Origin of the sequence: Streptomyces montanus, from assembly GCF_005786655.1 — a bacterium.
Taxonomy (GTDB): Bacteria; Actinomycetota; Actinomycetes; order Streptomycetales; family Streptomycetaceae; genus Streptomyces; species Streptomyces sporangiiformans.
Map to the genome: position 1 here is coordinate 19,793 of NZ_VBZC01000071.1, position 26,933 is coordinate 46,725.

A 26,933-nucleotide genomic window follows, 5' to 3' on the forward strand; every position below is an offset into this window, starting at 1 on the left:
CGAACTGCCACCGCCCGTACGGGGCAGGCGCCGTGCCGCGCCACCGAAGCGCACCGTCCCCAAGGGCCGCCGGAAGACCGTCCGCAGCCCCACCGTCCTCCAGATGGAGGCCGTGGAGTGCGGCGCCGCCTCGCTCGCCATGGTGCTCGGCCACTACGGGCGGCACATCCCCCTCGAAGAGCTGCGCATCGCCTGCGGCGTCTCGCGTGACGGCTCGCGGGCCAGCAACCTGCTGAAGGCGGCCCGCAGTTACGGCCTCACGGCCAAGGGCATGCAGATGGACACGGCGGCGCTCGCCGAGGTGCGCGCCCCGGCGATCCTCTTCTGGGAGTTCAACCACTACGTCGTCTACGACGGCATGGGGCGCCGCTTCGGGCGCCGCGGGGTGCACATCAACGACCCCGGCAAGGGCCGCCGTTTCGTCCCCATGGAGGACTTCGACACCAGCTTCACTGGTGTCGTCCTGGTCATGGAGCCGGGTCCGGACTTCGAGAAGGGCGGCCGCAAGCCGGGCGTCCTGGGCGCCATGCCGGCCCGGTTGCGCGGCACGTCGGGCACCATGCCGGCCGCGGTCCTGGCGAGTCTGCTGCTGGTGGCGGTCGGGGCCGCGGTGCCCGCGCTCAGCCGCACGTACATCGACACGTTCCTGATCGGCGGGCAGACCTCGCTGCTCGGTGTGCTGTTCGCGTCGATGGGCGCCACGGTACTGCTCACGGTGGTGCTGACCTGGCTGCAGCAGGCGAACCTGCTGCGCGGGCGCATCATCTCGTCCACGCTCAGCAGCGCGAGGTTCCTGCGGCATCTGCTGCGGCTGCCGGTCACGTTCTTCGCCCAGCGCAGTCCGGCCGACCTGGTGCAGCGGCTCCAGTCGAACGACGCGGTGGCCGAGACCCTGGCCCGGGACCTCGCGGCGGCCGGCGTGGACGCGGTCGTGGTGGTGCTGTACGCGGTCCTGCTCTACACCTACGACCCGCAGCTCACGGCCGTCGGCATCGGCGTCGCGCTGCTGAACGTGGTGGCGATGCGGGTCGTCGTGCGGCTGCGGGCGACGCGTACCGCGAAGCTGCGGGCGGACAGCGCGCGGCTGACCAACACGGCGTACACCGGGCTGCAGTTGATCGAGACGATGAAGGCGACCGGCGGCGAGGACGGCTACTTCCGCAAGTGGGCCGGGCAGCACGCCACCACGCTGGAGGAACAGCAGCGGCTCGGTGTGCCGAGCGCCTGGCTGGGCGTGGTCGCGCCGACGCTGGCGACGCTCAACAGCGCGCTCATTCTGTGGATCGGCGGGATGCGGGCCGTGGAGGGCCACATATCCGTCGGACTGCTCGTCGCGTTCCAGGCGCTGGTGACCCGCTTCACCGCGCCGATCACCCGGCTCAACGGCGTCGCGGGCCGCATCCAGGACTTCGCGGCCGACGTGGCCCGTCTCAAGGACGTCGAGAACTTCGCGGCGGATCCGCTCTATTCCCGTCCCGGTGCGGGCGACAGCACCCGCAGGCTGCACGGCCATGTGGAGCTGGAGAACATCACGTTCGGCTACAGCCCGCTCGACAAGCCGCTGCTGTCGGGCTTCTCGCTGACGGTCGGACCGGGCCAGCAGGTCGCGCTGGTCGGCGGTTCCGGCAGCGGCAAGTCGACCGTGTCCCGGCTGATCTCAGGGCTCTACGCTCCGTGGGAGGGCGTGATCCGGATCGACGGGCAACGTCTGGAGGACATCCCGCGCGGCGCGCTCGCCTCCTCGGTCTCCTTCGTCGACCAGGACGTCTTCCTCTTCGAGGGCACGGTCCGCGACAACATCGCGCTGTGGGACCCGTCGGTCCCGGACGAGGCCGTGGTCGCCGCGCTGGAGGACGCGGCGCTGTACGACGTCGTCATGCGCCGCCCCGCCGGCATCCACAGCAAGGTCGAGCAGGACGGACGCAACTTCTCCGGCGGTCAACGCCAACGTCTGGAGATCGCACGGGCGTTGGTGCGCAGGCCCAGCATCCTCGTCCTCGACGAGGTCACGAGCGCCCTGGACGCGGAGACGGAGCAGCTTGTGATGGACAACCTGCGCAAGCGCGGCTGCGCCTGCGTGGTGATCGCCCACCGGCTCAGCACCGTGCGCGACAGCGACGAGATCGTGGTCCTGCAGCACGGCACGATCGTGGAACGCGGGCGTCACGACGCCCTGGTGGCGGCCGGCGGCCCGTACGCCGAGCTGGTCAGGGAGCGGTGAGATGACGTCCGTGCACCCACAGCACCAACACCAGCAGCAGCACGAGCAGTATCAGCAGCAGCACCAACAGACGGGCACCGAGGGCGACTACGTGCTCGCCGCGCTCGGCGGCATGGGCACGCCGGTCGACGGCTCCGGGCTCACCCGGCTGGATCTCGAAGGCCCGCACGTGCTGTGGCTCGTCGCCTCCGGCGCCATGGACCTGTTCGCGGTCGACGCGGTCCAGCAGGGCCACTGGCACCACCTCGGCCGACTCGAAGCGGGCACACTGCTCCTCGGCCCGGTCGCCGGGCCGCAGCACACCCTGGTCGGCAGGCCGCTGCGCGAGTGCGTGCTGCGGCGTATCGAGCTGCGCGAGCTGTACCAGCCCCCGCAGACCGAGACATGGACGTACGACGAGTACGGCAACCCCCAGTACGTACCCCCGGCCACCAGTCCGCTGGAGTACGCCCTCTCCCTCGGCGTCGGCCGCGGCCTGGCCATCCTGTTCGAGGCACCGCTGGCCACCGAGCGGGGCGCGGCCCTGACCGATGACGACGTCCTGTGGATGCAGGTGCCGCCGGGCAGTGTGCAGTACGGCTCCGTGTACGGTGCCGAGGCCGCCGCCGATCTGCTGATGGACCCGGCGATGTGGCAGGCCATGGTCGACCAGCAGTACCGGCTGCTCGCCACGCTGGACCGGTGGATCGAGCAGCTGGAGCTCACCCACGAACACCGTACGGCCGCCGGCATCAAGGCGGGTGAGGCGGTCCGCGCCGAGGCCGACCGGACGCTGCTGGCCTCCATCTCCAAGCGCTCGGGGCGGAGTTCGGCCCCCGCGGACGCCGACGCCACGTACGCCGCCTGCAAGCTCGTCGCCCACGCCGCCGGGATCACGCTCGCCGACCCCGCGCAGGGCGGCACGGAGAGCGACCGTCTCGACCCCGTCGAGCGGATCGCGCTCGCCTCCCGCGTCCGCACCCGCGCCGTACGTCTCGACGGGCGCTGGTGGCGTGACAACGTCGGCCCGCTCGTCGGCCACCGGGCCGCGTCGGGTACCCCGGTCGCGCTGCTGTGGCGACGCGGCGGCTACGTGGCCGTGCACCCGTCGAGCGGTCGTGAGACACCGGTCGAGAAGGCCAACGTGGCGGATTTCGAGCCGCGCGCCGTCATGTTCTACCGGCCGCTGCCCGAGCACCGGCTGAGCCCCATGCGGCTGCTGCGGTTCAGTCTCCAGGGCTCCACCGGCGACCTGCGCAATCTCGCGATCAGCGGGCTGGTCACGGTGGGGCTCGGCGCGCTGGTGCCGATCGCCACCGGGCAGGTGCTCGGGGTCTATGTGCCGCAGGCCCAGGAGAACCTGATCGTCCAGTTCTGCCTGGCCATCATGATCGCCAGTGTGGTGTCGGCGGCCTTCATGCTGATGCAGAACCTCACCGTCCTGCGGATGGAGGGGCGCATCGAGGCCACGCTGCAACCCGCCGTGTGGGACAGGCTGTTGCGGCTTCCGACGAAGTTCTTCACCTCGCGCTCCACCGGTGAACTGGCCAGCGCCGCCATGGGTATCAGCTCCATCCGCCGGCTGATGGCGGGCGTCGGGCCGGTGGTCGTCCAGTCGGGCACGGTCGGCGCGATGAACCTCGTCCTGCTGTTCTTGTACAGCGTCCCGATGGCCTTCGCCGCGATCGGCATGCTCGTCGTGATCGCCGCGGTGTTCCTCGGGCTCGGCCTGTGGCAGGTGCGCTGGCAGCGCCGGCTCGTCGTGCTCAGCAACAAGCTCAACAACCAGGCGTTCCAGACCCTCCGGGGTCTGCCCAAGCTGCGGGTCGCGGCGGCGGAGAACTACGCGTACGCGGCCTGGGCCGGCGAGTTCGCCCACAGCCGAGAGCTGCAGCAGAAGGTGGGGCGCATCAAGAACCTCACCACGGTGCTGGGCGCGGTGTATCTGCCCCTGTGCTCCCTGCTCATGTTCATGCTGCTCGCGGGGCCGGCCCGCGGATCGATGTCGGCCGGTGCCTTTCTGACGTTCAACACCTCGGTGACCATGCTGCTGACCTCGGTGACGCAGCTGACCGGCTCCTTCGTCTCGGCGGTCGCCGCGCTGCCGATGTTCGAGGAGATCAGGCCCGTCCTCGACGCGACGCCCGAGGTGCGCGTGGCGAGCACCCGCCCCGCCGCGCTGTCCGGCGCCATCGAGGCGAAGAACCTGTCCTTCCGGTACACCGACGACGGGCCGCTCGTCCTCGACGACGTGTCGTTCGAGATCCGGCCGGGCGAGTTCGTGGCGATCGTGGGGCCGAGCGGGTGCGGCAAGTCCACGCTGCTTCGGCTGCTCATCGGCTTCGACAAGCCGGTGTCGGGCAGTGTGCTGTACGACGGTCAGGACCTGGCGGCACTGGACCAGTCGGCCGTACGCCGTCAGTGCGGCGTCGTGCTCCAGCACGCGCAGCCGTTCACCGGCTCGATCCTGGACTGCATCTGTGGCACCGAGCCGTACACGCCGGAGGAGGCGATGGCGGCCGCCGAGATGGCGGGGCTCGCCGAGGACATCAAGCGCATGCCCATGGGGCTGCACACGATCGTCTCGGGGAGCGGCGCGATCTCGGGCGGGCAGCGGCAGCGGCTGATGATCGCTCAGGCGCTGATCCGCCGGCCGCGCATCCTCTTCTTCGACGAGGCGACCAGTGCCCTGGACAACGAGACGCAGCGCACGGTGATCGAGAGCACCCGGGCGCTCAACGCCACGCGTGTCGTGATCGCGCACCGGCTGTCCACGGTGATGGACGCGGACCGCGTCATCGTGATGGAGTCCGGGCGCGTCGCCCAGCAGGGGCCGCCCGCCGCGCTGCTCGCGGACACGGGTGGGCGGTTGCATGAGCTGGTGCGGCGGCAGATGCATTGAATCCTCCCTTCCCTGAAGGGGAGGGGATTCCTGGCTCAGGCCGCCTCTTGGAGCAGCGCTCCAGGAGGTCTTCCGCCATCAGCACCAGCCGGGTTGAGACCAGCCCGGACGAGCATGACGCGTGCGGAGTTCTTGTCCCGTGGGGACACGGTTCCGCACGCGGCGCAGGTGTAGGTGCGCTCACCCAGCGGCAGTGCGTGCTTGGCTCTCGCATCGCAGTTGGCGCAGTCCATCGTTGTGTGCGCGGGGTGTACGAGGCGGATGTCCCGCCCATGCTTGCGGCCCATCTCGATCAGAGCCGCCTTGGTGGCGCCGATGGCGGCGTCAGCGGCCTTGCGGGCCATGGTGCTCTTGGCCAGGAACTTCGGACGGAAGTCCTCGACAGCGATGGCGTCGTGGTCGCGGACCAGCTTCTTGGCCCACTTGCGACCGGTGTCCTCACGCTGCCTCGCGACCTTCTTGTGCGCCTTCGCCCGCAGTTTCTTCGCCTCGCGGTAGCCCTTCGATCCGGGCCGGCCCTTCTTCGGCTTGCGGCGGGCCATCATCCGGTCGTACCGGGTCAGCTTCGTCTGGGCCTTCTTGCCGTGCTCGGCGTGCGGCAGGTCGTGCGCGTCGGACGTGGTGGTCGCGGTCTCCTTCACGCCCCAGTCGACGCCCAGTGCGTGGCCGGTCTCCGGCAGGGGCTGGACCTGGGCGGGGACGACGAACGAGCAGTACCAATGCCCGAGGCTGTCCTGGTACACGCGCACCGAGGACGGCTCAGCCGGCAGTTCCCGCGACCACACCACTGTGACGACGATGCCCCCGGCCAGGTGCAGCCGGCCGTCCTTCAACCGGAACCCGCGCCGGGTGTAGTTGAGAGTCGGCAGTGCCTCGCGCTTGGTCTTCCACTTCGGCATCCCTGCCCGGCGCGCCATGGGCAGGTGCTCTGTGATGTCCTTCTGCGCCTTGATGCGGGAGCGGCCGAAGTCGCGGATGACCTGCTGTTGAGGAACCGACGAGCCCTCGCGCAGCCACGGCGTACGCTCCCGCGCCTCGGTCAGCATCTTGTCGAGCTGCGCCGGGCCACAGGTCCGCTTCTCGCCCGTGGTCTTGTTGTGCAGGTGAGTTGCCTGGGACTTGGCGACGCACTCGTTCCAGATCCACCTGCACCGGTCCCACTCCGCCAGCAGCGCCGTACGGGCGGCCGACGACACACGCGCCCGGTACGTGTACCGGGCGCGTCCGGCCTCGTCGGCTTCCCGTAGCGTCGTCATGACGCCATCAAAGCGTCATGATTCGTTTCTCACTCCGCATTCCGGCGGGCCTACCCGAACGGGTGACCGCCCAGGCTGCTGCGGACCAGCGGTCCCTCAACTCCGAGATCCTCCACCTCCTGGAGGTCGACCTCGCCGCTCCCGGGCAGACGCCGGACGGCCCGGCGGCGATCCGGCTCTCCCTGCCCCGCTACGCGGGAAACCGGATTCCTCCCTGGCCTGAAGGCCGCGGCATCCTCCGGGAATCCCGGTGACGTGAACTGTTGGGCGCCGATATGTTCGGTATGTTCGTTGGATGGCAGGCCTGGAGTCGGTACGCGCGGTTCTGATCGACATCGACGGTGCACTCGCTGTCTCGTGGGAGCCGCTGCCCGGAGCCGTTGAGGCGTTGCAGCAGATCCGGGAGGCGGGGCTCGGTGTCGCCCTGGTCACCAACACGACGTCCCGTACGCGCGCGTCGATCGCCGAGGCACTGGCCGGGGCGGGCTTCCCGGTGGACGCCGGGGACATCCTCACCGCGCCTGCCGCGACGGCGGCGTTCGTCTCCGAGCGGTATCCCGGGGCGCGGTGCTCGCTGCTCAACAGCGGTGACATCCGTGAGGACCTCGCCGGTGTGGCGCTGCTCGACGACGCCGAGGCCTCCTCCGATGAGGAGACCGTCCCGGATGTCGTCATCGTGGGCGGTGCGGGGCCGGAATTCGATTACGCCTCGCTCAACCGGGCATTCGGACATCTGCAGGATGGTGCGCGGCTGGTCGCCATGCACCGCAATCTGTACTGGCGCACCGCGGAGGGCTTGCGGCTCGACACCGGTGCGTTTCTGGTCGGCCTGGAGCAGGCCGCACGTACGGAGGCCGAGATCACCGGCAAGCCCGCGCCGGCGTTCTTCGAGGCTGCGCTGGCGCGGGTCGGGGTCGGTCCCGGTGAAGCACTGATGGTCGGCGACGACGTCGAGTCCGACGTGCTGGCGGCGCAGCGCGTCGGGATCACCGGTGTGCTCGTCAAGACCGGTAAGTACCTGCCCGAGACCCACAAGTCCGCGAGCGGCACACCCGACCATGTGCTGGACTCGGTGGCGGATGTTCCCGCGCTGCTGACCTCCCTCGCGTAGCGCTGCCGCTGCGGCCGTCGCCACCGGCAACCGCGGAGATGCCTGGGCCCGCAATGTGGAGGACGGCATCGAGAAGCTGTCCGCCACCGTGACCGTCACGGAGCCCGGCGAGCACGTCCTGAGGCTGTTCATGGTCGACCCCGCGGTCGCCGTGGACCAGATCGTCATCAATACCGGTCGGGTGCCCGACAGTTACCTCGCCCCACCGGAGAGTTACCACCGCTCCCACCACCCGGATCCCGTCGCGGAGGTGGAGCCGGACGGAACGGACCGGTAGTCCGAGGCTCTGGCGGATGCCCCGGTCGCCTGACGTGCCTGGACGGGACCAGAGGTTCTACCCTCAACTATGAAGGCGGGCGGAGGCCGGCCTCTCGACCGCTGCCCGCCTCGTTGAGAGGAGGCGGACATGAGAGTGTCGAAACGTCGGTCCGCGATCTTCGTGAGCGCGGCGGCGCTGCTGGTGACGGCCGTCGGTGCGACCACCGGCGCGACCGCCAGTGCCCGGGCCGGGCTACCGGCCGGCGAGGAAGACGGTGAGCTCAAGTTCGGCTATGTGCTGCCGGAGACCGGACAGCTGGCCTACCTCGGCCCACCCCAGATCGAGTCCTTGAAGTTCGCGATCCAGACGATCAACGACGCGGGCGGTGTGCTGGGTGAGCCGGTGCCGGACGCGGTCGCCAGCGATGAGGCCGGTCAGGAAGCCGTCGCGGCCCAGTCCGCCGAACGGGTCCTCGCCTCCGGCGTGGACGCGATCATCGGTGCGGCGGCCTCCGGCATGTCCCTGGCGTTCATCGACCGGGTGACCGGAGCCGGCGTGGTGCAGTGCTCGGCGTCGAACACGGCACCCACCTTCACCGACTACGACGACGGCGGGTACTACTTCCGTACCGCGCCGAGTGACGTACTGCAGGGTCCGGTCCTGGCGGATGTCATCCGCGAGGACGGCCATGACCGGGTGGCGCTGGTGGGGCGTGCCGACGACTACGGGCGCGGTCTGGTGCAGGCCACCAAGGCGGCACTGGAGGACCAAGGGGTGGCCGTGACACTCGCGGACACCTACGACCCTGAGGCGACGAACTTCGACCAGGTCGTGCAGCGGGTCAGGGACGCCAGTCCGGACGCGGTCGGAGTGATCGCCTTCGAGGAGGGCACGCAGATACTGCAGGGTCTGATCGAGGCCGGGCTCGGCCCTGATCAGATCGGCGTGTACGGCGCCGACGGCCTGCGCAGCGAGGAGCTTGCCACGCTCGTCGCTCCCGACAACCCGGAGCGGCTCTCCGGGATGAAGGGGACGGCCCCCGCGTCGGCGGCCAACGAGCAGTACGTGAACGATCTCAAGAAATTCGCACCCGATCTGAAGGAGCTGCAGTTCGCACCACAGACATTCGACTGTGTGACAACCATCGCGCTCGCCGCGGAACAGGCGAAGTCGGACAACCCCGAGAACTTCGTGAAGGAAATGGTCGGGATCACCAAGGACGGAGAGAAGTGCAACACGTTCGCCGCCTGCAAGGAACTGATCGCGGACGGCCGTGACATTGACTATGACGGCGTGAGCGGCCCGCTCGACTTCACGGACAAGGGCGAACCGGGCCGGGCCACCATCGAGGTCTACACCTACGACGACCAGGGCCAGCTGCAGACGATTCGCACCGAGGTGAGCACTGCCGAGGAGTAAGGACAAACCGACGCACAGCGAAGGGACGACAGGACGAAGAGCGACGAGTGAGGAGGTGAGACGAAGGGACTGGGGCCTGTCCGGCGGACAGGCCCTGGGTCAGCGGACGCGGGCGAGGGTGCCTAGGTAGAGCTCGATCACCTTCTCGTCCCGCAGCAGGTGCGCGCCCGTACCGGAGTACGCGTTGCGGCCCTGGTCCAGGACGTAGCCCCGGTCGCAGATCTGCAGACATCTGCGGGCGTTCTGCTCGACCATGAGCACGGCCACGCCCGCGCCGTTGATCTCCCTCACTCGCTCGAACACCAGGTCCTGATGGACCGGAGACAGTCCCGCGGACGGCTCGTCGAGCAGCAGCAGCCGCGGCTCCATCATGAGCGCGCGGGCCATCGCGAGCATCTGCCGCTCGCCGCCGGACATCGACCCGGCCTTCTGCCTCCGGCGGGCGGCCAGCACGGGGAAGAGTTCCGCCATCGCCTCGGCACGCCGCGCGTAGTCCTTGGGCCGCAGATAGATCCCCATCCGCAGGTTCTCCTCGACGGTCAGTGCCGGGAAGACGTTCTCCAGCTGCGGTACGTAGCCCACGCCCCGGCGGACCTGCTCATGCGCAGACCAGCCGGTGACGTCCTCGCCGAGCAGCCGTACCGTCCCGCTGCGCACGCGCAACAGGCCGAAGACCGCCTTGAGCAGGGTCGACTTGCCGGCTCCGTTGGGGCCGATCACACCGACCAGTTCACCGGGCCCCACTCGGACGCTGCATCCGCGCAGGACGTCGACGCCTGCCAGGTATCCGGCGACGATGTCGTCGGCCGCCAGCACCGGTGCGTGTTCGTCGGCAGACATGGTCACTCCTTGTCCTCGCTCGACTCGTCTCCGGTCCCCTTGTCCTCGGTCGGCCCGGCCCCGGTCGACTCGTCCCCGGTCGGCCCGTTCCCGGTCGGCTCGTCCTCGCCGGCTCCGGGCTCGTCGTGGCGCCGGCCCAGATAGGCGTCCACCACCGCGGGGTTCTGCCCGATCGTGTGCGGTGGGCCCTCCGCCACCAGGCGGCCGTCGGCCATGACGGCCACCCAGTCGCTGATGCCCATCACGACGTCCATGTCGTGTTCCACGAAGCAGACGGTCAGTCCCTCGTCCCGCAGCTCGGTGATGTGTCCGAGCAGGGACTGGCTCAGCGCGGGGTTCACACCGGCCACCGGCTCGTCGAGCAGGACCATGACGGGGCGGACCATCAGCACACGGGCCAGCTCCAGCAGTTTGCGCTGGCCTCCGGACAGCGTGCCGGCGTAGTCGTCGCGGACGCCTCCCAGCCTGAACCGCTCCAGCAGCTCGTCCGCCCTGCGCCCGGCTTCCCGCTCCTGCCCGCGCCACAGCGGCCGCAGCAGGGCGGACAGCAACCGCTCGCCGCCCTGCCCGGCGGCCGCCAGCATCATGTTCTCCCGTACGGTCAGCCGGGAGAGCGTCCTGGGGAGCTGGAACGTACGGACCAGGCCCTGCCGTGCCACCCGGTGCGCGGGGCGGCCGGTGAGCGGATGTCCGTCGAACGACCAGCTGCCGCTGCCGGCCCGGTCGAACCCGCTGACGATGTTGAACAGCGTGGTCTTACCGGCACCGTTGGGGCCGATGAGCGCCGTGATGGCCCCTCGCTGCACCTCCAGATGGTCCACCCGCACAGCCACGAGTCCACCGAAGCTGCGGGTCACCCCGTCCAGGACGAGCAGTGGATCGGGCTTGCGCACACCGGGCTCGGGCGCGGTCCCCGCGAGCCGGCCGGCGGCCGCGGACGCAGACGCAGACGCAGACTCGGAGTCGGCAGAAGCAGAGGCGCGCACAGCCGGGCCCTGGTCAGCGTTCACTGAGCAGCATCTCCTTCCTACTGCCGAGGATGCCCTGCGGCCGGAACACGATCAGCAGCATCAGCGCGAGACCGACCAGCGCGAAGCGCACGGCGCCGACCTCGGACGTACTGATCAGATCCGGCGAGATGTACCCGGCGCCGATGGCCTGGCGCAGCGCGCTGTCGAGGAACGTGAGCACGAACCAGAACAGGATCGAGCCGACGACCGGCCCCAGGATCCGCCCGGCACCCCCCAGCACGAGCAGGGTGTACAGGAAGAAGGTGACGGCGGGGTCGTAGCTGTCGGGGTTCACCGACTGCACCTCGATCGCCTGCAGCATGCCGGCGACGGCTCCGAGCACGCCCCCCAGCACCAGGCTCTGCATCTTGTACGCGTAGACGTTCTTGCCCAGGCTGCGGGCGGCGGTCTCGTCCTCGCGGATGGAGCGGATGACGCGGCCCCACGGGCTGTGCACCAGGAGGGCGAGCAGTATGCCCACCACAACCACCAGCCCCCATCCGACGATCAGCACCCACAGGTCCTGGGAGCTGAACTCCACGAGCCACACCCCGTAGGTGCCGCGCGGTATCGGGCTGAGGTCGTAGAAGTCGCCGGCGAACCTCTGCAGGCCGAAGACGCCGCCGGTGACCGGCTCGGCCCAGCTGGAGCGGTAGAACAGCCGGAGCGTCTCCCCCGCGGCGATGGTGGTGATCGCGAGATAGTCGGCGCGCAGCCGCAGTGTGGGCGCTCCGAGCAGCAGGGCCAGCACGATCGCGCAGGCGAGTCCGCTCAGGACCCCGAGCCACATGGAACCGTCGTACGTCGCCACGGTGACCGCGAGCCCGTAGCCGCCGACGAGCATGAAGCCGACCTGGCCGAAGTTGAGCAGGCCGGTATAGCCGAAGTGCAGGTTCAGCCCCATCGCGGCGAGCGCGTAGATGGCGGCGATGGGACCGAGGCCGGAGCGCAGCGCGTCGGAGACGATGACCGAGAAGTCCATGGACCCGCCTCCTCATCCCACGCGTTCCCGGCGGCCGAGGATGCCCTGCGGCCGCACGAGCAGGACGACGATGAGGACCAGCAGCGCCCAGGCGTACTGCAGGTCGACCGGGAACCAGAGCGTGGACACCTGGGCGACGATCCCGATGACGAGACTGCCCACCATCGCTCCGTAGGCGGAGCCCAGTCCGCCCAGGATGATCCCGGCGAACATGAGCAGCAGCAGCTTGAAGCCCATGTCCCAGGTGATGATCTCCACCAGGCCGAAGAAGACTCCGCCGAGGGCAGCCAGGGCGCCACCGAACATCCACACGACGAGCACCACCCGTTGCACATCGATGCCCGAGGCCTCCGCGAGGTCGCGGTTGACGGAGACGGCCCGGACGGCCGTGCCGATCCGTGTCCTCTGCAGGAGGGCGGCGACACCGAGCAGGACGAGGATCGAGAGCAGGGTGACCGTGAGGTCCCGGGGTGTGATGCCGACCGGCCCGAGATCGATCGCCTCCTGGATGTCGTACTGGGCGAAGGAGGCCGGCCGTGTCCCGTACAGCACGAGAACGATGTGCCGCAGCAGCAGGGACAGCCCGATGGTGACGATGAACAGATTGATCAGCCCGGTGCCCCGCGCCCGCAGCGGGCGCCATATGCCGCGGTCCACCGCCGCGCCCAGCAGCGCCCCGAACAGGACGGCGGCGGCCGCGGCCGGGATCAGATGCCAGCCCGGACCCGCCGGAGAGGCATTGAGGAAGAAGGCGAAGGTGGCGCCGATGGTGACGAACTCACCGTGCGCGAAGTTGATCAGGTGGATGGTGCCGAAGACGAGCGACAGCCCGACCGCGGTGATGGCGATGATCACACCGAACTGGACGCCGTCGATCAGCGCCTGCAGAAAACGTGCACCGAACCCCCGGCCAGCCGGGAGCTCCTCGCCCTGCCCCGCCGCGGGGGCTGCGGACAACACCACCAGTGCCAGAGCGAGTGCCGGAAGCAGAATCCGCGGACAGCGCATGATGTACCCGGTATGTTCCGAACATCCGTGTTACTCAGTGTAAGCGCGGCTCGTCAGGCACTCGGCAGGCCAATTCCGCGCCTCGGCGGAGAAGCCGGCCGCGCCTCGGCGGAGCACTCGGCCCCGCCTCAGCGGAGGAGCTGGACGATGGCGACGACGCCGATCGTCACGATCAGGGCCCGCAGGACCGCGGGGCTGAAGCGGCGGCCCACCGTGGCTCCGATCTGGCCGCCGAGCGCGGACCCGACGGCGATCAGTACGACGGCGGTCCAGTCGAAGTCCGCGACGAAGAGGAAGAAGAGCGCGGCTACGGCGTTGACGACGGCGACGAGGACGTTCTTGACGGCGACGAGGCGCTGCAGGGTCTCGTCGAGGAGCATGCCCATGAGAGAGATGTAGATGATTCCCTGCGCGGCGGAGAAGTAGCCGCCGTAGACGCTGGCCAGCGTCAGACCGGTGTACAGCAGCGGGCCACCGTCGCGTCGGGCGGTGTCGCCCGGTGCGCGGCGGCGCATTCTTTTGCTGATCAGTGGCTGCACCGAGATCAGGACGAGGGCGAAACCCACCAGGACCGGCACGATCTTCTCGAACGCGGTGGCGGGCAGGGCCAGCAGGAGCGTGGCGCCGGTGACACCGCCCAGCAGGGCGCCGACGCTGAGTTTCAGGATGCGTCGGCCCTGTCCCCTGAGTTCCTTGCGGTAGCCGATGGCGCCGCTGACGGAGCCGGGGACCAGCCCGAGCGCGTTGGAGACCGTCGCGGTGACAGGCGTGAGGCCGGTGGCGAGCAGAACGGGAAAGGTGATCAGGGTTCCCGAGCCCACAACGGTGTTGATGGCACCGGCGCTCACGCCGGCCGCGAACACGGCGAGCATCTCCCCCGGCGTCACGCTGAGGCTCCCCTGACGGCGGTGCCGCCTGCTGCCGCCGTCATCTGTCCTGGTTGCCGGCGTCCCGTGCCGGAGGAGATGTTCATGAAGCCGACGCTAGGCGGGCGACGCTTCGGTGTCCGCCGAATTCTTTCGGCCCGGCTCGCGAACCGCCCTGAGAGCGCAAGCGAGCGGGCCGGCTACGCGATGCGCCTCAGGCCGCGTCGAGTTCGTCGAGCAGGGCGAGGGTCAGCGCGTCGACCGGGCGGGCGTCGGTCGACGTCTCCTCGCTGAAGGTGTTCACCATCATCACGGCCGCCGTCCCGCTCTTCCTGCTGAACGCCGCGCAGGTGCTGAATCCGCCGGTGCCACCGTTGTGCCAGGTCATGGTCCGACCGCTGGGCAGTGGGCTGAGGTGCCAGCCGAGACCGATACGCAGGTTCTGGTCGACGGTGAAGTGGGGCCGCTGCGTCAGTTCGATCGCGTCCCGCAACGGCGAACGCTCCGGGCGCAGTTGGGCGCCCAGAAAGCGCAGCATGTCGTCGGCGGTGCTGTAGATCGAGGTCCCCGCGGCGCTGAGGACGGGGTCGTGCCAGTCGGGAACGGGATCGCCCTCCAGATGGCCGACGGCCTTGCGGGACGCCATGTCCGGCCTCAGCGTCGTCGTCGTGTCATGCAGGCCCAGTGGCGAGGTCACCCGGCGCCGCAGCATCGCGTCCACGTCGTCGAAGGCCAGCGCCTGGCCGAGCAGTCCGAACCCGAGGTTCGAGTACGCGTGGACGCTGCCCGGCTCGCTGCTCAAGGTCGTCTCGGCCAGGCCGGCCGCCAGGTCGTCCAGCGTGTAGTGCGCGTACGGGTCATAGGGGTCCGCTCCCGCCAGGAGGTTCGGAGGCAGCGAGGGCAGACCGGCGGTGTGGGTCGCCAGGTCGGCCATGGTGATCCGGCGAGGGCCCTTGCGCGGGATGCGGAACCGGGCGGGTAAGACGAGGGGTGCGTCGAGGCGGGTCGCGCCGTCCCGCACGGCGCGGGCGAGCGCGGTGGCGGTGAGGGTCTTGCCGATCGATCCGAGCTGGAACACCGTTCTGCCGTTCGGCTTCGGCGTGCCCTGGGACGCGCCCGCGACGTAGGTGCGTGCGCCGTGGATGACCCCGCAGACCGCGCTCGGGCTGCCCGCGGCCAGGGCCCGGTCCAGGTAACGCCGCACCCGTGCGGGCAGGTCGTTTTCGGCTGCCGCGGCGTTCTGCGGCAGCAGCGACACACCGGCCGCCGCTGTCGTCGCCACGGTGAGAAATCTGCGTCGGTCCATGGGTTACTCCCCTGTCGTCGGGTTACCTGGCGGCACCACCGCGGACAGCAGCACGAGCAGCGGCACGACCCTGCCGGCGGGCACGTGGTAGTGGCCGCGCCCTTCGGCATTCAGCCAGCCGGTGGCTGTCAGCTGCTTGAGGTGGTGGTAGAGCTGACCGGTGGTGTTCAGTCCGGCTGTCTCCTGCAACTCGGCCGCGGACCGGGTTCCTTGGAGCACGGCGCGCAGCAGGGTGAGCCGCACCGGGTGCCCCAGCGCGGCGTACGACGCGGAGTGCTCGGCCCAGTCCGCTTCGAGCAGCCCGTCCGTCGCGGCGCCCTGCTGCCATTCGTAGTGTTCGCCCGTGGGCAGGTCCAGGGCGCCGGTGAACAGCACTTGTCCCTGTCCCGTGAGCCGCTCACGCAGCCCTTCGAGAGCCCAGAACGTTTCGTTCCGGGGGGTCCGCGGCCCGGCCTCCAGCCGCGCCACCCGTTCTTCGAGCGCGGCGAGCCGCTCCGGGAGGGACTCAGCAGTCATGACGCGAACGCTACGTTATTCCGGAATAACAGAGCAAGCTGGTTGGGCCGTACAGACGACGTCGCCCTGTCTGATCGATTGATCGCTACTATGGCCGCATCGCGCGAATTCGATCGCGCAAGCCGCCGCGCGGTCGCGCCCCGGCGGTGCGGCCGACGGGAACGAAAGCGGTGGGGCCATGCGGGAGTCGGCGCAGAAGCGGCAGACCCGGATCGCGGAGGTGGTGCGGGACCGGGGCGTCGCGCGCATCACCGATCTCGCCGACGAGCTCGGCGTCTCCGTCGTCACCGTGCGCCGGGACGTCGAGGAGCTGGCCCGGCGCGGAGAGGTGCGCCGCGGGCACGGGGTGGCGCGTTCGCTGCGGCCGGTACCCGAGGAGAGTGCCACCGGGGGCGACGCCATCGCCATGATCGTGCCCGAGCGCAACACCTATCTCACCGAAGCCGTACAGGGCGCGCGGGAGGCCGCGGAGAAGGCCGGCCTGCGGCTCGCGCTGCACATCGCCGCCGACGAGGGCGGGGCGGAGCGGGAGGCGGTGCGCCAGGCGCTGGACGCCGGGGCGCGGGGGGTGCTGTTGTCGCCGCACTGGCGCACGCGGGCCGAGGCGGAGGCGGATCACTCGTGGCTGTCCGCACTGGATGTTCCCACGGTGCTGGTGGAGCGGCGCCCCGCACGGACCAGCGCGATCTACCCCCTGGACTGCGTGCGCACGGACCATGCGTACGGCGTTCATCTGGCGCTCGGGCACCTGGTCGGTCTCGGGCACCGGCGGATCGTGCTGGCGTCGCGGGACGACAGTCCCACCGCCCGGGTCATCCGCGCCGAGTTCGCCGAGCAGACCGCCGCCCGGGGGCTCGCCGAGGGGTGCCGCTCGATCCTCAGCTCGCGCACCGCGGGCCCCGATCCGCGTGTGCCCGACGCACGGGCGGAGGACCTGGCCGAGGTGGTGGGGCAGAGCGGTGCGACGGCGGTGCTGATCCACAGCGACATGGACGCGCTGGTGCTGGTGCAGCGGCTGCAGGCCGCGGGGATCGATGTGCCCGGGAGGTGTTCGGTGGTCGCGTACAACGACGTGGTCGCCGACATGGGGCCGGTCGCCCTGACGGCCGTCGCCCCGCCCAAGGCGGAGCTCGGGCGGGTCGGAGTCGATCTGCTGCTGCGCCGGCTCGACATGGCGCGCGAGGGACTGCGCCCGGGGGCCACCCGTCACCTGGAACTGCTGCCGGGTCTGGTGATCAGGGAGTCCACGGCTCCGCCGGCGGCCTGATCCCGTTCACTGGTCGACGCTTGTTCGTTTGACCGCTTTAGTTTCTTCTGTTCGATCTATTGACGCCTTTTTCATCTGCCGCTCAAGATGCCCGTAATCCATGCAAGGACGCGGGAGGGCTCATGCGATGGACCCGCAGGGCTACGGCGGCGCTGCTCACGATCTTCGCCATGCTGCTGGCGGGCTGTTCCGCCGGAGACAGCAGCGACACCGCCGGCGGCGGGCCGGTGCACATCACGTTCTGGTCGGCCCTCCGCGGCAGCCAAGAAGTCGTGGACGAGTTCAACCGCACCCACACCAAGATCAAGGTCGACTTCGAGCAGGTCCCCTCGGGCGATCAAGGAGGCTGGGCCAAGCTCAGCAACGCCGCACGGGCGGGCAACGCCCCCGATGTCGCCACCATCGAGTATCCCCAGCTGCCCGGATACGCCATCGACGGTGTGCCCCGCGACATCACCAAGCTGCTGCCCGACTCGGTGCGCCGCAAAATCCTGCCGCAGGCGATGGACCTGACCACATTCGGCGGGCGCACCTACGCCGTGCCGGTCGACATCGAACCGATGGTCTTCCTGTACCGCAAGGACCTGTTCACCAAGAACGACATCCCGGTCCCCAAGACCTGGGCGGAGTTCGAGAGTTCGGCCCGCAAGCTCAAGGAGGCCGACCCCCGTTCCCGTATCGCCAGCCTCTTCACCACCGGCGGTACTCTCTACATGGCCGGCTACAGCTGGCAGGCCGGCGCGCGGTGGTACGACACCTCCGGCGAGACCTGGCGTGTCTCCATGGACGACGCACCCACCCGCAAGGTCACCGCGTACTGGCAGCGCCTGCTGGACGACGACCTGGTGCGCGTCGAACCCTCGTCCAGCCAGCAGTGGCGGGCGCACCTGCGCAGCGGTGAGACGGCCGGCTACCTGGCGGGCGCCTGGGCCGCGGGCTCGATGATGTCCTCCACACCGAGCGGCAAGGGCAAATGGGCCATCGCGCCCTTCCCGCAGTGGGACCTGAAGAAGCCGACCCTCGGCACACAGGGCGGCTCGACCTTCATGGTCACCAAGGACAGCAACCGTCCCAAAGAGGCCATGGAGTTCATCTCCTGGATGGTGACCAGCCCGGCCGCGCTGCGCGCCAAGCTCTCCAGCGGCGTCAGCAGCGCGTATCCGTCCGTGCCCGACCTCGTCCCGGTCGCCCGCAAGGAGATGGACACCAGCTACTACTCGGGCCAGGACATCTTCGGTCTCTTCCAGAAGCAAGCAGAGCTGATCGACCCCCGGTGGAAGTGGGGACCGCGGATGGTCTCGACGATCAGCTCCGGCGACGACGGGCTCGCGCGCGCGGGGGCCGGCAGCGGCACCATCCTGGACGCCCTCCGCGAAGCCCAGCGCAGAACCCTCCCCGACCTGAAGAGCCTCGGCCTGTCGGTCACTACCAACTGAGGTGCAGCCGTGAGCACAGTGATCTCCCCAGGGAAACCGGGAAAGCGGACGGGCACCACACCGCCGGCCGCGAGCCCCGCCCGCCCCCGCAGAGCGGGACGCCGACAGCAGATGCTCGCCTGCGTCACGCTCCTGGCCCCGTTCACGGCACTGCTCGTCGCCGTGTTCCTTGTACCCGTCGGCTACGCCATCGGCCTGAGCCTCTTCTCCGAGGACCACCAGGGCCTCGGTTTCGGCGGCGGCACCACCGTCTTCACCGGGCTGCGCAGTTACCTCGCGGTGCTCGACGACCCGAGCTTCATGTCCGGGTTCGGCGCCATCGCCCTCTACTGCGTGATCTTCGTACCCGTCGTCGTGGTCAGCGCGCTCGCGCTCGCCCTGCTCCTCGACTCCGGGCTGGTCCGGCTGCGGCGCACGGCGCAGATGCTGCTGTATCTGCCGCACGCCGTGCCCGGCATCATCGCCGCCGTCATCTGGCTGTACCTCTACACCCCCGGCCTCAGCCCGGTCATCAAGCTCTTCGCGCAGGCCGACATCACCATCGACTTCCTCGGTCTGCACACCGTGCTGCCGTCGATCGTCAACATCGCGCTGTGGAGCGGCCTCGGCTACAACATGGTGATCTTCTACGCAGCGCTGCAGGCGCTGCCGCGCGAAGTGCTGGAGGCCGCCCGGATCGACGGCGCGGGAGATGTGCGCACCGCGCTGCAGGTCAAGGTCCCCATCATCAGGGCCTCCGTCGTCATGGTGTGCATGTTCTCCCTGATCGGCGCGCTCCAGCTGTTCACCGAGCCCATGCTGATGAACCAGGCCACACCGATGGTCAACTCCCGCTTTACGCCGAACATGTACATCTACGACGCGGCCTTCCGCCGCAACAACTACGGAATGGCCGCCGCGGCCTCCGTCATCCTCCTCGTCGTCACCTGCGCCCTGTCGTACGCGGTGACGCGATGGGCCGGCCGCCGGGAACGGAGCGCGCGATGACCACAACGACCCCCGCCGGCCCCGGCGTCGCCGGCCGGCCGCTGGGCAAGCCGCTCGGCCGCCCCTTCGGCACCGGCAGGCTGACCAGCCGCGGCGTCGCCAACGCCGTCGTTCTGATCGCGGCCCTCTACACCCTGCTGCCCGGACTGTGGCTGCTCTTCGCCTCCACCAAGAACGCCGATGCCCTCTTCGGCAGCGACATCTTCTCCCTCAGCGACTTCTCCTTCACCCAGAACCTCTCCGACCTGTTCGCCATGGACGGCGGCCTCTACGGCGAGTGGTACCTCAACAGCCTCCTGTACGCGGTCGGTGACGCTCTCGTCGGCTCGCTGATCAGCGTCGCCGCGGGGTACGCCTTCGACAAGTACGAGTTCCGGCACAAGGAGAAGCTGTTCGGGCTCGTCCTCGCCGGCGTCATGGTCCCGCCGACCGTACTGGCCCTCCCGCTCTACCTGGTGGCCTCCGGCATCGGCCTGGTCAACACCTTCTGGGCGGTGTTCATCCCTGTCCTGTTCAACCCCTTCGGTGTCTACCTCGCCCGCCTCCTCAGCAGCGGCTACGTGCCCAACGAGGTGCTGGAGGCGTCCCGGGTGGACGGTGCGGGCGAGCTGCAGACCTATGTGCGCGTCAGTCTGCGCATGCTCGGCCCCGGATTCGTCACCGTCTTCCTCTTCCAGCTCACCGCCATCTGGAACAACTTCTTCCTGCCCATGGTGATGCTCTCCGACCAGCACCTGTATCCGCTGAGCCTCGGGCTCTACACCTGGAACAGCTCCGCCACCGTCTCTCCCGAGTACTACCCCGTCGTCGTCATCGGCTCGCTGCTCGCCGTCGTCCCGCTGATCGTCACGTTCATCACTCTGCAGCGCTACTGGAAGTCCGGCCTGACCGCAGGAAGCGTCAAGTGACCAGCAGGGAGCGCCAGTTGCCCCGTACGGAGCCCGAAGTGACCGACCTCGACCACCGGCCCCGCCCGCGTGCCGTGCTGGCCATGGCGAAGAAGACCGCGGAGCAGGTCCTCGACGCCGGCATACGGGCCCGGCTGGCCGCCCTGACCGACATCGACCCGCACCTCGTCCTGGACGATTTCACCACCCCCACCGCGCGCCGTGCGCTCGCCGACGCCGAACTGCTCGTCACCGGCTGGGGCTGCCCTCCCCTCGACGCGGCGGCCCTGGACGCCGCGCCCCGGCTGCGCGCGGTCGTGCACACCGCCGGCACCGTACGCCACCACATCACCGCCGCCTGCTGGGAGCGCGGCCTCGTGGTCTCCTCGGCCGCCGCGGCCAACGCCGTGCCGGTCGCCGAGTACACCCTGGCCATGATCCTGCTCGCCAACAAGCGGGTGCTCGACACCGCCCGCGTCTACCGTGCCGAGCGCCGCCGTATCGACTGGAACGAACGCCACCCCGACGCGGGCAACTACCGCAGGACCGTGGGCATCCTCAGTGCCTCGATCATCGGACGCCGCGTCATCGACCTGCTCCGCCACCACGACCTCACAGTGCTGCTCCACGACCCCTATGTGACGGACGACGAGGCACGCGAACTCGGGGCGCACGCGGTCTCGTTGACAGAGCTGTTCACCGAAAGCGACGTCATCAGCGTGCACACGCCGCTGCTGCCCGAGACCCGCGGCCTGGTCAGCCGGGACCTGCTGGCGCGGCTGCGTACGGGCGGCACTCTGATCAACACCGCGCGCGGCGCCGTGGTCGACCAGGAGGCCCTCACCGACGAGGTGGTGTCCGGGCGGCTCCACGCGATCCTGGACGTCACCGAGCCGGAGGTGCTGCCCGCCGACTCACCGCTGTTCGACTGCCCCAACGTCGTCGTCACCCCGCACATCGCCGGCTCCAAGGGCGGCGAACTCCGCCGTCTCGCCGACCTGGCGCTGGCCGAGGTCGAAACGTACGCCCTCGGCCGCCCCTTCGCCCACCCCGTCCGGCCCGAACACCTGGCCCGCCTCGCCTGAGCCCCCTGAGCCCATCCGCCGGAACGAACAGGAGATGTGGCCCCTCCCATGCCCGAACACCCCCTCCCCACAGCCCCCGAGGAAGATCGCACCCTCAGCCCGCACACCGGCTGCACCCGCGCCCACTGGGAGGCCACCGCCGACCGAATGCTGGCCGCCGCCCTCCGCTACGCCACCCCCGGCCAAGCCCTGATCGACCTGCCCGGCCCGCCCTCCAAGTCCGGGGTGCGCTCCGACGGGCTCGAAGGGTTCGCCCGTACGTTCCTGCTCGCGGCGCTCCGTACCGCCGGGGCGTCCGGCAAGGACCCGCACGGGTTCCTGGAGCGCTACAACTCCGGTATCGCACGCGGCACCCGCACCCCGGGGCGCGGCGACGCCGAGTCCTGGCCGGTGATCGGCCACCACGGCATCCATGGCCAGCCCATGGTGGAGTCCGCCTCGGTGGCACTGGCCCTGCGGCTGACCACGCCGTGGACCTGGGACACGCTGCCCGCCGCCGACCAGGACCGCCTCGAACAGTGGCTGCGCGGCGCGCTGCGGCACACCCCCGCCCCGAACAACTGGTACCTCTTCCCGCTGACCGTCGCGGGGTTCCTCGAGTCCGTCGGACGGGGCGACGCCGAGACGCGCCGCGGGATCGAGCGCGGGCTCGATCTGCTGGACGGCTGGTACCAGGGGCAGGGCTGGTACTCCGACGGCGACGGCCGGTCCTTCGACCACTACAACGGCTGGGCCCTGCACCTGTACCCGATGCTCCATGCCCACCTGGCCGGTGACCGGGCGCTGCTCGACCATCTGGGCCCGCGTCTGCGGGAGTTCCTGGACGGCTTCGCGCTGCTCTTCGACGCCAGCGGCGCGCCGATCCACCACGGGCGGTCCCTGACCTACCGCTTCGCGGCGGTCGCCGCCGTGGCGCTCGGCGCCCTCACCGGCAGGACACCGCTCGCGCCCGGCGTCACCCGTCGCGTCCTCAGCGGGGCACTGCGCCACTTCCTCGACCGCGGCGCCCTGACCGCGGACGGCGTCCTCAGCCTCGGCTGGTACGGGCCGCACGAGGCGACGCTCCAGCGCTACTCGGGGCCGGGCTCGCCGTACTGGGCGTCCAAGGGCTTCCTCGCCCTGCTCCTGCCGCCCGGGGACCCGGTGTGGACGGCCACCGAGGAGAACGCACCCGCCGAGGGGCCCGACCGCACACTCGCCCTGCCCGCCCCAGGGCTCCTCATCCAGACCACCGGCCGGGACGGCCTCGCGCGTCTGCACAACCACGGCAGCTACAAGCTCGACTCCCGGGAGCCGGAGCGGGCCCCCGGGAACCCGCTCTACGCCCGCCTCGCGTACTCCACCCGCACCGGCCCGACCAGCGCCGCCAACACCCCCGACAACCACATCGCGCTCCAGGCACGCGGCACCCGCAGCGCCCGGGTACGCATCACCCCCCTCGCCGCCGGCCCCGACTGGCTCGCCTCATGGCACCGGCCGGTCTTCCCGGAGGGTGGTCCGGTGCTGCCCTCGGCCCGGATCGAGAGCCTGACGCTGGCGCGCGGCAGGTTCGAGCTGCGCGTGCACCGCACGGTCGGTGTCCCGGCCGGGACACCGATCCACCACAGCGGCTGGGCCGTCGCCGCTTCGCCGGAGGCCGAACCCGCCGAGGCCGAACAGCTCGCGGAGATACGTCTCGACGGTCCGGAGGTGACCAGCCAGCTGCTCGGCCTGCACGGCTGGCAGACGCAGCGCACCGTCCGCGCACCACAGGGCACGGCCTACGGCCCCTGGGCGCTGGTCCCCGAACTCACCGGAACCGTCGGAGAGACCCCGGCGGGCACGGTGTTCGCCGCGCTGGCCTCCCTCACCGGCGAACCCGGCGCGTCGCGACTCGCCGGGCAGGCCACCGCTGAGGTGAGCGGCCTGGCTGTCACCGTCCGCTGGGCCGACGGGGCCCGTACGGTCGTGGACTTCGGCGACGGCGGCCCCACGGTCACGACGGACCGCGCCGCCGCCGAGGGCCCGGCGTGACGCCGCTCAGCTCCCGGCGTCCAGGCCCGGTACCGGCGCGCCGGAGGGGAATGCGGCCTCGACGTAACCGCGGTAGATCTCCTGCCAGCGTGCGGAGGCACCGGCGTGCGGGCCCTCCAACCGCTCGCCGCGGGTCCAGGCGTCGAGGGCGGTGAGGCACACCTCCCAGCCCGCGCCGTTGCGGGCGGCGGTGTTCTCCTCCACCAGTACGTTGGTCAGCGTGAAGCGGGTCCGCTTCTCGTCCAACTCCTCCAGGTCGAAGCGCAGTTCGTCGCCGTTCCACTCGAAGGACAGGTGCCGGGGCGCGTCGACGGCGATCACGCGGCCCGTCGTGTCCTCCAGGTTCGGGTCGCCGCTGAACGTGATCGTTCCCCCGGCACGCAGCTCGATCTCGGCGCGGGCGGGGAACCAGTGGGCCAGTTCGTCCGCTTCGGTCACGAACTGCCAGACGCGGTCGATGGGGTGGTCGTAGGTGCGGCTGAAGCGGACGGCCGGGAGGCCGTCGTCCAGGGCGAGGTAGGTTCCGGTCAGTTCGGCGGACATAGTGGCTCAGTCCTTCGAGATGGGGGCTTGGGAGTGGTCCGGCGGCTCCTTGGGGGCCGTCTCGTCCAGACGGTGCCCGAGTGCGTCGAGGCTGCTGTTCCACAGCTTCCGGTACGGGGCCAGCCAGGCGTCCAGCTCCGCGATCGGCGCCGGATCGAGGGCGTACACGCGGCGCTGCGCGTCCTGCCGTACGCGCACCAGCCCCGCGTCTCGCAGCACCCGCAGATGCTTCGACGTGCTCGGCTGGCTCAGGCCGCATGCCTCGACGATCTCACCGACGGGTCGGGGCCGCTCCAGGAGCAGGCCGACGATGACCCGCCGGTGCGGATCGGCGAGCGCGGTCCACACGGAGGCGTCGGACATGCTTCAAATATGCCTCTGCGGTTATATTCTTGTCAAGGAATACGCCGCGAGGTCGGCTACGTGGCCCGGTCCTCGACGGCGTCCGGGGCCGACCTGGCCGGTGGCCCGGCGGCTCCGGCCGCTCCGCCCGCTTCGGCCGCCCCCGTCGGGACGGGGCGGCGGGGCAGCAACACGACCGCCGCGGCGGGAATTGCGGCGAGGACGAGCCAGGGGACGGCCGGTGGCAGCCCGGAGTCGAGGAGGGAGCCCGTGGCCGCGCTCCCCGCGAGAACGATCAATCCGGACACCGAGGACATCGCGCCGGTGTAGAGGCCCAGCCGGTCGGGGTCGGCGAAGTCCGGCACCCAGGCACGGGCGGCGGGGGCGACGAGCATCTGGCCGAGAGTGAGCAGGACGACGTAGCCGGCCGCGGGCAGCAGCCCCGCCGTGCCGGTCCACCCGACGGGGCGGGCCAAGGCCACGACCGCGAAGCCGGCCGCGATGAGCAGCAAGCCCGCGGCCATGCACCGGCGCAGGTCGAGCCGGTCCGCCGCCCAGCGCGTGACCGGCAGCTGGGCGGTCACGACCAGCAGCGAGGACAGCGCGAACAGCCACGCCAGCGGCGCCTGCGAGCCCGCCGCGCGCTCCACCTCGGCGGGGAGGATGAGATAGAGCTGGTTGTACGCCAGCAGGTAGGCGCCGTATGCCCCGCACAGGGCGAGGAAACGGCCGTTGCGGACCAGTGAGCGGAGGCCTCCGCGGCCCTTGGCGCGGACGCGGCCGGGTATGTGCTGCGGCAGCAGCCACGCGTGCCCGGCCAGGACGAGTACGAAGACCCCGGCACCGGCGAGACAGACGGCACGGAAGTCCACGGCCAGCAGGAGGGCGCCGATCAGCGGGCCGACGAACGCGCCGGCCTGGCCCGCCACGGTGAACAGGGCCAGTACGTGCGTACGCGGGCCGTCGCCCGCCTCCTCCCGGCAGACCGCCTGCCGGGCCACCTCCGACTCGACCGCGGGCGAGAACAGCGCGGCGGCGAAGCCGATGAGGAGGACCGCGCCGATGACCGCCCAGCTCGCGTCCGCGTATCCGAGCCAGCCGAAGCCCGCGATCCGCAGGACGCAGCCGACCAGCACCACCGGGCGTACTCCGTACCGGTCGGCCAGCGCGCCCCCCACCACGAACAGTCCCTGCTGGCTGAAGGTGCGCAGGCCGAGGACCAGTCCGACCAGCCAGCCCGCCAGGCCGATCGCCGTGCCGAGGTGTTCGGCGAGGAACGGCAGCACGGCGTAGAAGCCGATGTTGAAGGCGAGTTGGGTGAGGATGAGGAGGCGGAGCAGCGGGGAGAGGGAGGTGAAGGTCCGCAGGGACCGCAGCAGGCGCCTGCTGCGGCGGGGCGTGTCCGCGCTGGTCCCGGACGGGGGTGGTTGCTCCTGCTCGGTCATGACTTCGCCTCCACGGAACTCGCGGCCACCGGCTCGCTTTCGTCGGACCGCTGGTCGCGCTCCGCTCGCATCTCGCCCTCGAACACCGCCCTGCCTGACCGCCGCGGTCGCGGCAGCCGTGGCCGCCGCACCCCTCCCCCGGCCGTCACCGCCACCGCCCCCAGCAGGGCGAGCGCGGCGGCCGGTGCCAGGACGGCCCACGGGGCGCGTTCGGCGTACGGCTGGTTCTCGGACAGGAGCAACCCCCATTCGGGCGACGGCGGTTGGGCGCCCAGGCCGAGGAAGCCGAGGGCAGCGAGAGCGAGGGCCACGCCCGGCAGGCGCAGGAGGGAGTGGCGGACGACCGGAGGCAGGACGGCGGGGAGGAGTTCGTGCCCCAGGAGGTACAGCGGTCCCGCTCCCAGAGCGCGTGTCGCCGTCAAGTGCGTGGTGGCACGCTCCTGTTGGAGCAGCGCCGAGGTGTGGGCGGCCAGCGGCGCCCAGGCGACGGCGGTCACGGAGAGGGCCGGGGTCGAGGCGCCGCTCCCCGCGACACCGGTGACGAGGAGGGCGGCGAGGACCGGCGGCACGGCGTTGACCGTGTCGGCCAACGGGCCGGAGAACCTCGGCAGCAGCCCCAGTACGACACCCATCACCAGGGCGGCCGCGCTCACCGCGACGGCGAGGGCCAGCGTGTCCCACGCGCCGTGCCCGACCCGCGCCAGTACATCGCGGCCCAGCGCGTCCGTGCCGAACGGGTAGGCCCAGGAAGGGGATTGGAGCCGCGCTGTGGTGTCCAGTGCCACCGGGTCCCGGGCCAGTCCGAGCGCGACGACGCCGAGCAGCAGCCCGCCGTACAGAAGGGGCAGGGTCGAGGGCCGCGTCGGCGTCGGGCGGTGCAGCGAGGACAGCGCGCCGTCGCGCAGGGCCGGTCCAACGAGGAGCCGTGCCGCGAGACGGGCGACGCCGGAGGCGACCGCCGCCAGCAGGACGAGGACCAGCGTTCCGGCTTGGAGTACGGGCAGGTCCTGCGCCACGGCTGCCTGCAGTGTCAGCCGTCCGAGCCCGGGGATGTCGAAGACCTGTTCCACGGCGACCGCGCCGCCGGTCAGGCCGACGACGAACAGCCCGGTGTTCGGGAGCAGTCCGGGCACGCAGCGGCGCAGCGCCTGCCGGGCGACCCCGCGGCCGGGGACTCCACGCGCCGCGGCCGCCAGCGCCCAGGGCTCCGCGAACGCGCCCGGCAGCATGTCGTCGAGCAGCCGGCCGAGCAG

The 26,933-nt window shown here is 70.7% G+C and carries 23 protein-coding genes and 1 pseudogene; 12 read left to right on the forward strand and 12 right to left on the reverse strand.

The annotated features are described in order from the left end of the window. Positions 1-4: 4 nt before the first annotated feature. Positions 5-2,221, forward strand: a complete 2,217-nt coding sequence (locus tag FE633_RS40090; protein ID WP_138050112.1) for an NHLP family bacteriocin export ABC transporter peptidase/permease/ATPase subunit — start codon at positions 5-7, stop codon at positions 2,219-2,221. A gap of 112 nt (positions 2,222-2,333) precedes the next feature. Further along, on the forward strand, positions 2,334-5,102 hold the full coding sequence (locus FE633_RS40095) for an NHLP bacteriocin export ABC transporter permease/ATPase subunit (RefSeq protein WP_246114046.1): 2,769 nt from the start codon (positions 2,334-2,336) through the stop codon (positions 5,100-5,102). A 35-nt stretch (positions 5,103-5,137) separates the two neighbouring features. Here the strand turns inward: FE633_RS40095 and FE633_RS40100 are convergent, their stop codons facing one another. Then, positions 5,138-6,358, reverse strand: a complete 1,221-nt coding sequence (locus FE633_RS40100) for an RNA-guided endonuclease InsQ/TnpB family protein (RefSeq protein WP_138050090.1) — start codon at positions 6,356-6,358, stop codon at positions 5,138-5,140. Between the two features lie 17 nt (positions 6,359-6,375). Here FE633_RS40100 and FE633_RS49615 point away from each other — a divergent pair, with 17 nt between their 5' ends. The 4 genes and pseudogenes from FE633_RS49615 (at position 6,376) to FE633_RS40120 (ending at position 9,147) form a co-directional block, all read left to right on the forward strand. Then, entirely contained in the window at positions 6,376-6,612 is a 237-nt protein-coding gene (locus FE633_RS49615; RefSeq protein ID WP_138050091.1) for an Arc family DNA-binding protein, read from the forward strand. Between the two features lie 41 nt (positions 6,613-6,653). Then, positions 6,654-7,469 (forward strand): HAD-IIA family hydrolase, encoded by an 816-nt coding sequence (locus FE633_RS40110; protein WP_138050092.1) that lies wholly within the window; start codon positions 6,654-6,656, stop codon positions 7,467-7,469. 31 nt (positions 7,470-7,500) lie between these two features. Next, positions 7,501-7,746, forward strand: a pseudogene (locus tag FE633_RS40115) (hypothetical protein); the annotation flags it as partial. Between the two features lie 129 nt (positions 7,747-7,875). Then, complete coding sequence (locus FE633_RS40120) at positions 7,876-9,147, forward strand: ABC transporter substrate-binding protein (protein ID WP_138050093.1); 1,272 nt, start codon at positions 7,876-7,878, stop codon at positions 9,145-9,147. 99 nt (positions 9,148-9,246) lie between these two features. Here FE633_RS40120 and FE633_RS40125 read toward each other — a convergent pair whose 3' ends face one another. From FE633_RS40125 to FE633_RS40155, 7 genes are all read right to left on the reverse strand, one after another. Next, positions 9,247-9,987 (reverse strand): ABC transporter ATP-binding protein, encoded by a 741-nt coding sequence (locus tag FE633_RS40125; protein ID WP_138050094.1) that lies wholly within the window; start codon positions 9,985-9,987, stop codon positions 9,247-9,249. 2 nt (positions 9,988-9,989) lie between these two features. Continuing rightward, entirely contained in the window at positions 9,990-10,997 is a 1,008-nt protein-coding gene (locus tag FE633_RS40130) for an ABC transporter ATP-binding protein (protein WP_138050095.1), read from the reverse strand. Further along, positions 10,987-11,979 (reverse strand): branched-chain amino acid ABC transporter permease, encoded by a 993-nt coding sequence (locus FE633_RS40135; RefSeq protein ID WP_138050096.1) that lies wholly within the window; start codon positions 11,977-11,979, stop codon positions 10,987-10,989. Before FE633_RS40135 ends, FE633_RS40130 begins: the two co-directional genes overlap by 11 nt. Before the next feature lie 12 nt (positions 11,980-11,991). Then, positions 11,992-12,987: a branched-chain amino acid ABC transporter permease gene (locus FE633_RS40140; RefSeq protein WP_138050097.1), complete on the reverse strand. Its 996-nt coding sequence runs from the start codon at positions 12,985-12,987 to the stop codon at positions 11,992-11,994. Positions 12,988-13,115: 128 nt separating this feature from the next. Further along, on the reverse strand, positions 13,116-13,874 hold the full coding sequence (locus tag FE633_RS40145; RefSeq protein ID WP_138050098.1) for a sulfite exporter TauE/SafE family protein: 759 nt from the start codon (positions 13,872-13,874) through the stop codon (positions 13,116-13,118). A 193-nt stretch (positions 13,875-14,067) separates the two neighbouring features. Next, positions 14,068-15,159: a serine hydrolase domain-containing protein gene (locus FE633_RS40150; protein ID WP_138050099.1), complete on the reverse strand. Its 1,092-nt coding sequence runs from the start codon at positions 15,157-15,159 to the stop codon at positions 14,068-14,070. A 3-nt stretch (positions 15,160-15,162) separates the two neighbouring features. Next, entirely contained in the window at positions 15,163-15,675 is a 513-nt protein-coding gene (locus FE633_RS40155) for an ArsR/SmtB family transcription factor (RefSeq protein WP_138050100.1), read from the reverse strand. Between the two features lie 178 nt (positions 15,676-15,853). On the opposite strand from FE633_RS40155, the gene FE633_RS40160 reads away from it, so the two are divergent. The 6 genes from FE633_RS40160 (at position 15,854) to FE633_RS40185 (ending at position 23,350) form a co-directional block, all read left to right on the forward strand. Then, positions 15,854-16,942 (forward strand): LacI family DNA-binding transcriptional regulator, encoded by a 1,089-nt coding sequence (locus FE633_RS40160; RefSeq protein ID WP_138050101.1) that lies wholly within the window; start codon positions 15,854-15,856, stop codon positions 16,940-16,942. Positions 16,943-17,064: 122 nt separating this feature from the next. Next, on the forward strand, positions 17,065-18,378 hold the full coding sequence (locus FE633_RS40165) for an ABC transporter substrate-binding protein (protein ID WP_138050102.1): 1,314 nt from the start codon (positions 17,065-17,067) through the stop codon (positions 18,376-18,378). 9 nt (positions 18,379-18,387) lie between these two features. Further along, positions 18,388-19,365: a carbohydrate ABC transporter permease gene (locus FE633_RS40170; RefSeq protein ID WP_246114043.1), complete on the forward strand. Its 978-nt coding sequence runs from the start codon at positions 18,388-18,390 to the stop codon at positions 19,363-19,365. Further along, positions 19,362-20,273 (forward strand): carbohydrate ABC transporter permease, encoded by a 912-nt coding sequence (locus FE633_RS40175; RefSeq protein WP_246114044.1) that lies wholly within the window; start codon positions 19,362-19,364, stop codon positions 20,271-20,273. The genes FE633_RS40170 and FE633_RS40175 overlap by 4 nt, the downstream gene beginning before the upstream one ends. An 83-nt stretch (positions 20,274-20,356) precedes the next feature. Continuing rightward, positions 20,357-21,337, forward strand: coding sequence for a hydroxyacid dehydrogenase (locus FE633_RS40180; RefSeq protein WP_138050115.1), 981 nt, complete (start codon positions 20,357-20,359; stop codon positions 21,335-21,337). Positions 21,338-21,385: 48 nt separating this feature from the next. After that, the gene (locus FE633_RS40185) at positions 21,386-23,350 is read left to right on the forward strand and encodes a DUF2264 domain-containing protein (protein ID WP_138050103.1); all 1,965 of its coding nucleotides are present in this window, start codon (positions 21,386-21,388) and stop codon (positions 23,348-23,350) included. A 6-nt stretch (positions 23,351-23,356) separates the two neighbouring features. Here FE633_RS40185 and FE633_RS40190 read toward each other — a convergent pair whose 3' ends face one another. The 4 genes from FE633_RS40190 to FE633_RS40205 all read right to left on the reverse strand — a co-directional run. Continuing rightward, positions 23,357-23,893 carry an SRPBCC family protein gene (locus tag FE633_RS40190; protein ID WP_138050104.1) on the reverse strand — a complete coding sequence of 179 codons (537 nt, stop codon included), beginning with the start codon at positions 23,891-23,893 and terminating at the stop codon, positions 23,357-23,359. Between the two features lie 6 nt (positions 23,894-23,899). Beyond that, positions 23,900-24,256, reverse strand: a complete 357-nt coding sequence (locus FE633_RS40195; RefSeq protein WP_138050105.1) for an ArsR/SmtB family transcription factor — start codon at positions 24,254-24,256, stop codon at positions 23,900-23,902. Between the two features lie 56 nt (positions 24,257-24,312). Beyond that, a complete protein-coding gene (locus FE633_RS40200) occupies positions 24,313-25,680 on the reverse strand; it encodes an MDR family MFS transporter (RefSeq protein WP_138050106.1) in 1,368 nt (455 codons plus the stop codon). After that, positions 25,677-26,933 (reverse strand): ABC transporter permease subunit (locus tag FE633_RS40205; RefSeq protein ID WP_138050107.1); only part of this gene is annotated, 1,257 nt, incomplete at its 5' end. The genes FE633_RS40205 and FE633_RS40200, both read right to left, overlap by 4 nt.

Bases quoted from the DNA above. Each gene is read 5' to 3' on its own strand.
- FE633_RS40180 (WP_138050115.1), top strand. From the start codon at position 20,357: ATGGCGAAGAAGACCGCGGAGCAGGTCCTCGACGCCGGCATACGGGCC.
- FE633_RS40175 (WP_246114044.1), top strand. From the start codon at position 19,362: ATGACCACAACGACCCCCGCCGGCCCCGGCGTCGCCGGCCGGCCGCTG.
- FE633_RS40120 (WP_138050093.1), top strand. From the start codon at position 7,876: ATGAGAGTGTCGAAACGTCGGTCCGCGATCTTCGTGAGCGCGGCGGCG.
- FE633_RS40140 (WP_138050097.1), bottom strand. From the start codon at position 12,987: ATGCGCTGTCCGCGGATTCTGCTTCCGGCACTCGCTCTGGCACTGGTG.
- FE633_RS40100 (WP_138050090.1), bottom strand. From the start codon at position 6,358: ATGACGACGCTACGGGAAGCCGACGAGGCCGGACGCGCCCGGTACACG.
- FE633_RS49615 (WP_138050091.1), top strand. From the start codon at position 6,376: ATGATTCGTTTCTCACTCCGCATTCCGGCGGGCCTACCCGAACGGGTG.
- FE633_RS40150 (WP_138050099.1), bottom strand. From the start codon at position 15,159: ATGGACCGACGCAGATTTCTCACCGTGGCGACGACAGCGGCGGCCGGT.
- FE633_RS40200 (WP_138050106.1), bottom strand. From the start codon at position 25,680: ATGACCGAGCAGGAGCAACCACCCCCGTCCGGGACCAGCGCGGACACG.
- FE633_RS40160 (WP_138050101.1), top strand. From the start codon at position 15,854: ATGCGGGAGTCGGCGCAGAAGCGGCAGACCCGGATCGCGGAGGTGGTG.
- FE633_RS40165 (WP_138050102.1), top strand. From the start codon at position 17,065: ATGCGATGGACCCGCAGGGCTACGGCGGCGCTGCTCACGATCTTCGCC.
- FE633_RS40110 (WP_138050092.1), top strand. From the start codon at position 6,654: ATGGCAGGCCTGGAGTCGGTACGCGCGGTTCTGATCGACATCGACGGT.
- FE633_RS40185 (WP_138050103.1), top strand. From the start codon at position 21,386: ATGCCCGAACACCCCCTCCCCACAGCCCCCGAGGAAGATCGCACCCTC.
- FE633_RS40125 (WP_138050094.1), bottom strand. From the start codon at position 9,987: ATGTCTGCCGACGAACACGCACCGGTGCTGGCGGCCGACGACATCGTC.
- FE633_RS40135 (WP_138050096.1), bottom strand. From the start codon at position 11,979: ATGGACTTCTCGGTCATCGTCTCCGACGCGCTGCGCTCCGGCCTCGGT.
- FE633_RS40190 (WP_138050104.1), bottom strand. From the start codon at position 23,893: ATGTCCGCCGAACTGACCGGAACCTACCTCGCCCTGGACGACGGCCTC.
- FE633_RS40095 (WP_246114046.1), top strand. From the start codon at position 2,334: ATGGGCACGCCGGTCGACGGCTCCGGGCTCACCCGGCTGGATCTCGAA.
- FE633_RS40155 (WP_138050100.1), bottom strand. From the start codon at position 15,675: ATGACTGCTGAGTCCCTCCCGGAGCGGCTCGCCGCGCTCGAAGAACGG.
- FE633_RS40195 (WP_138050105.1), bottom strand. From the start codon at position 24,256: ATGTCCGACGCCTCCGTGTGGACCGCGCTCGCCGATCCGCACCGGCGG.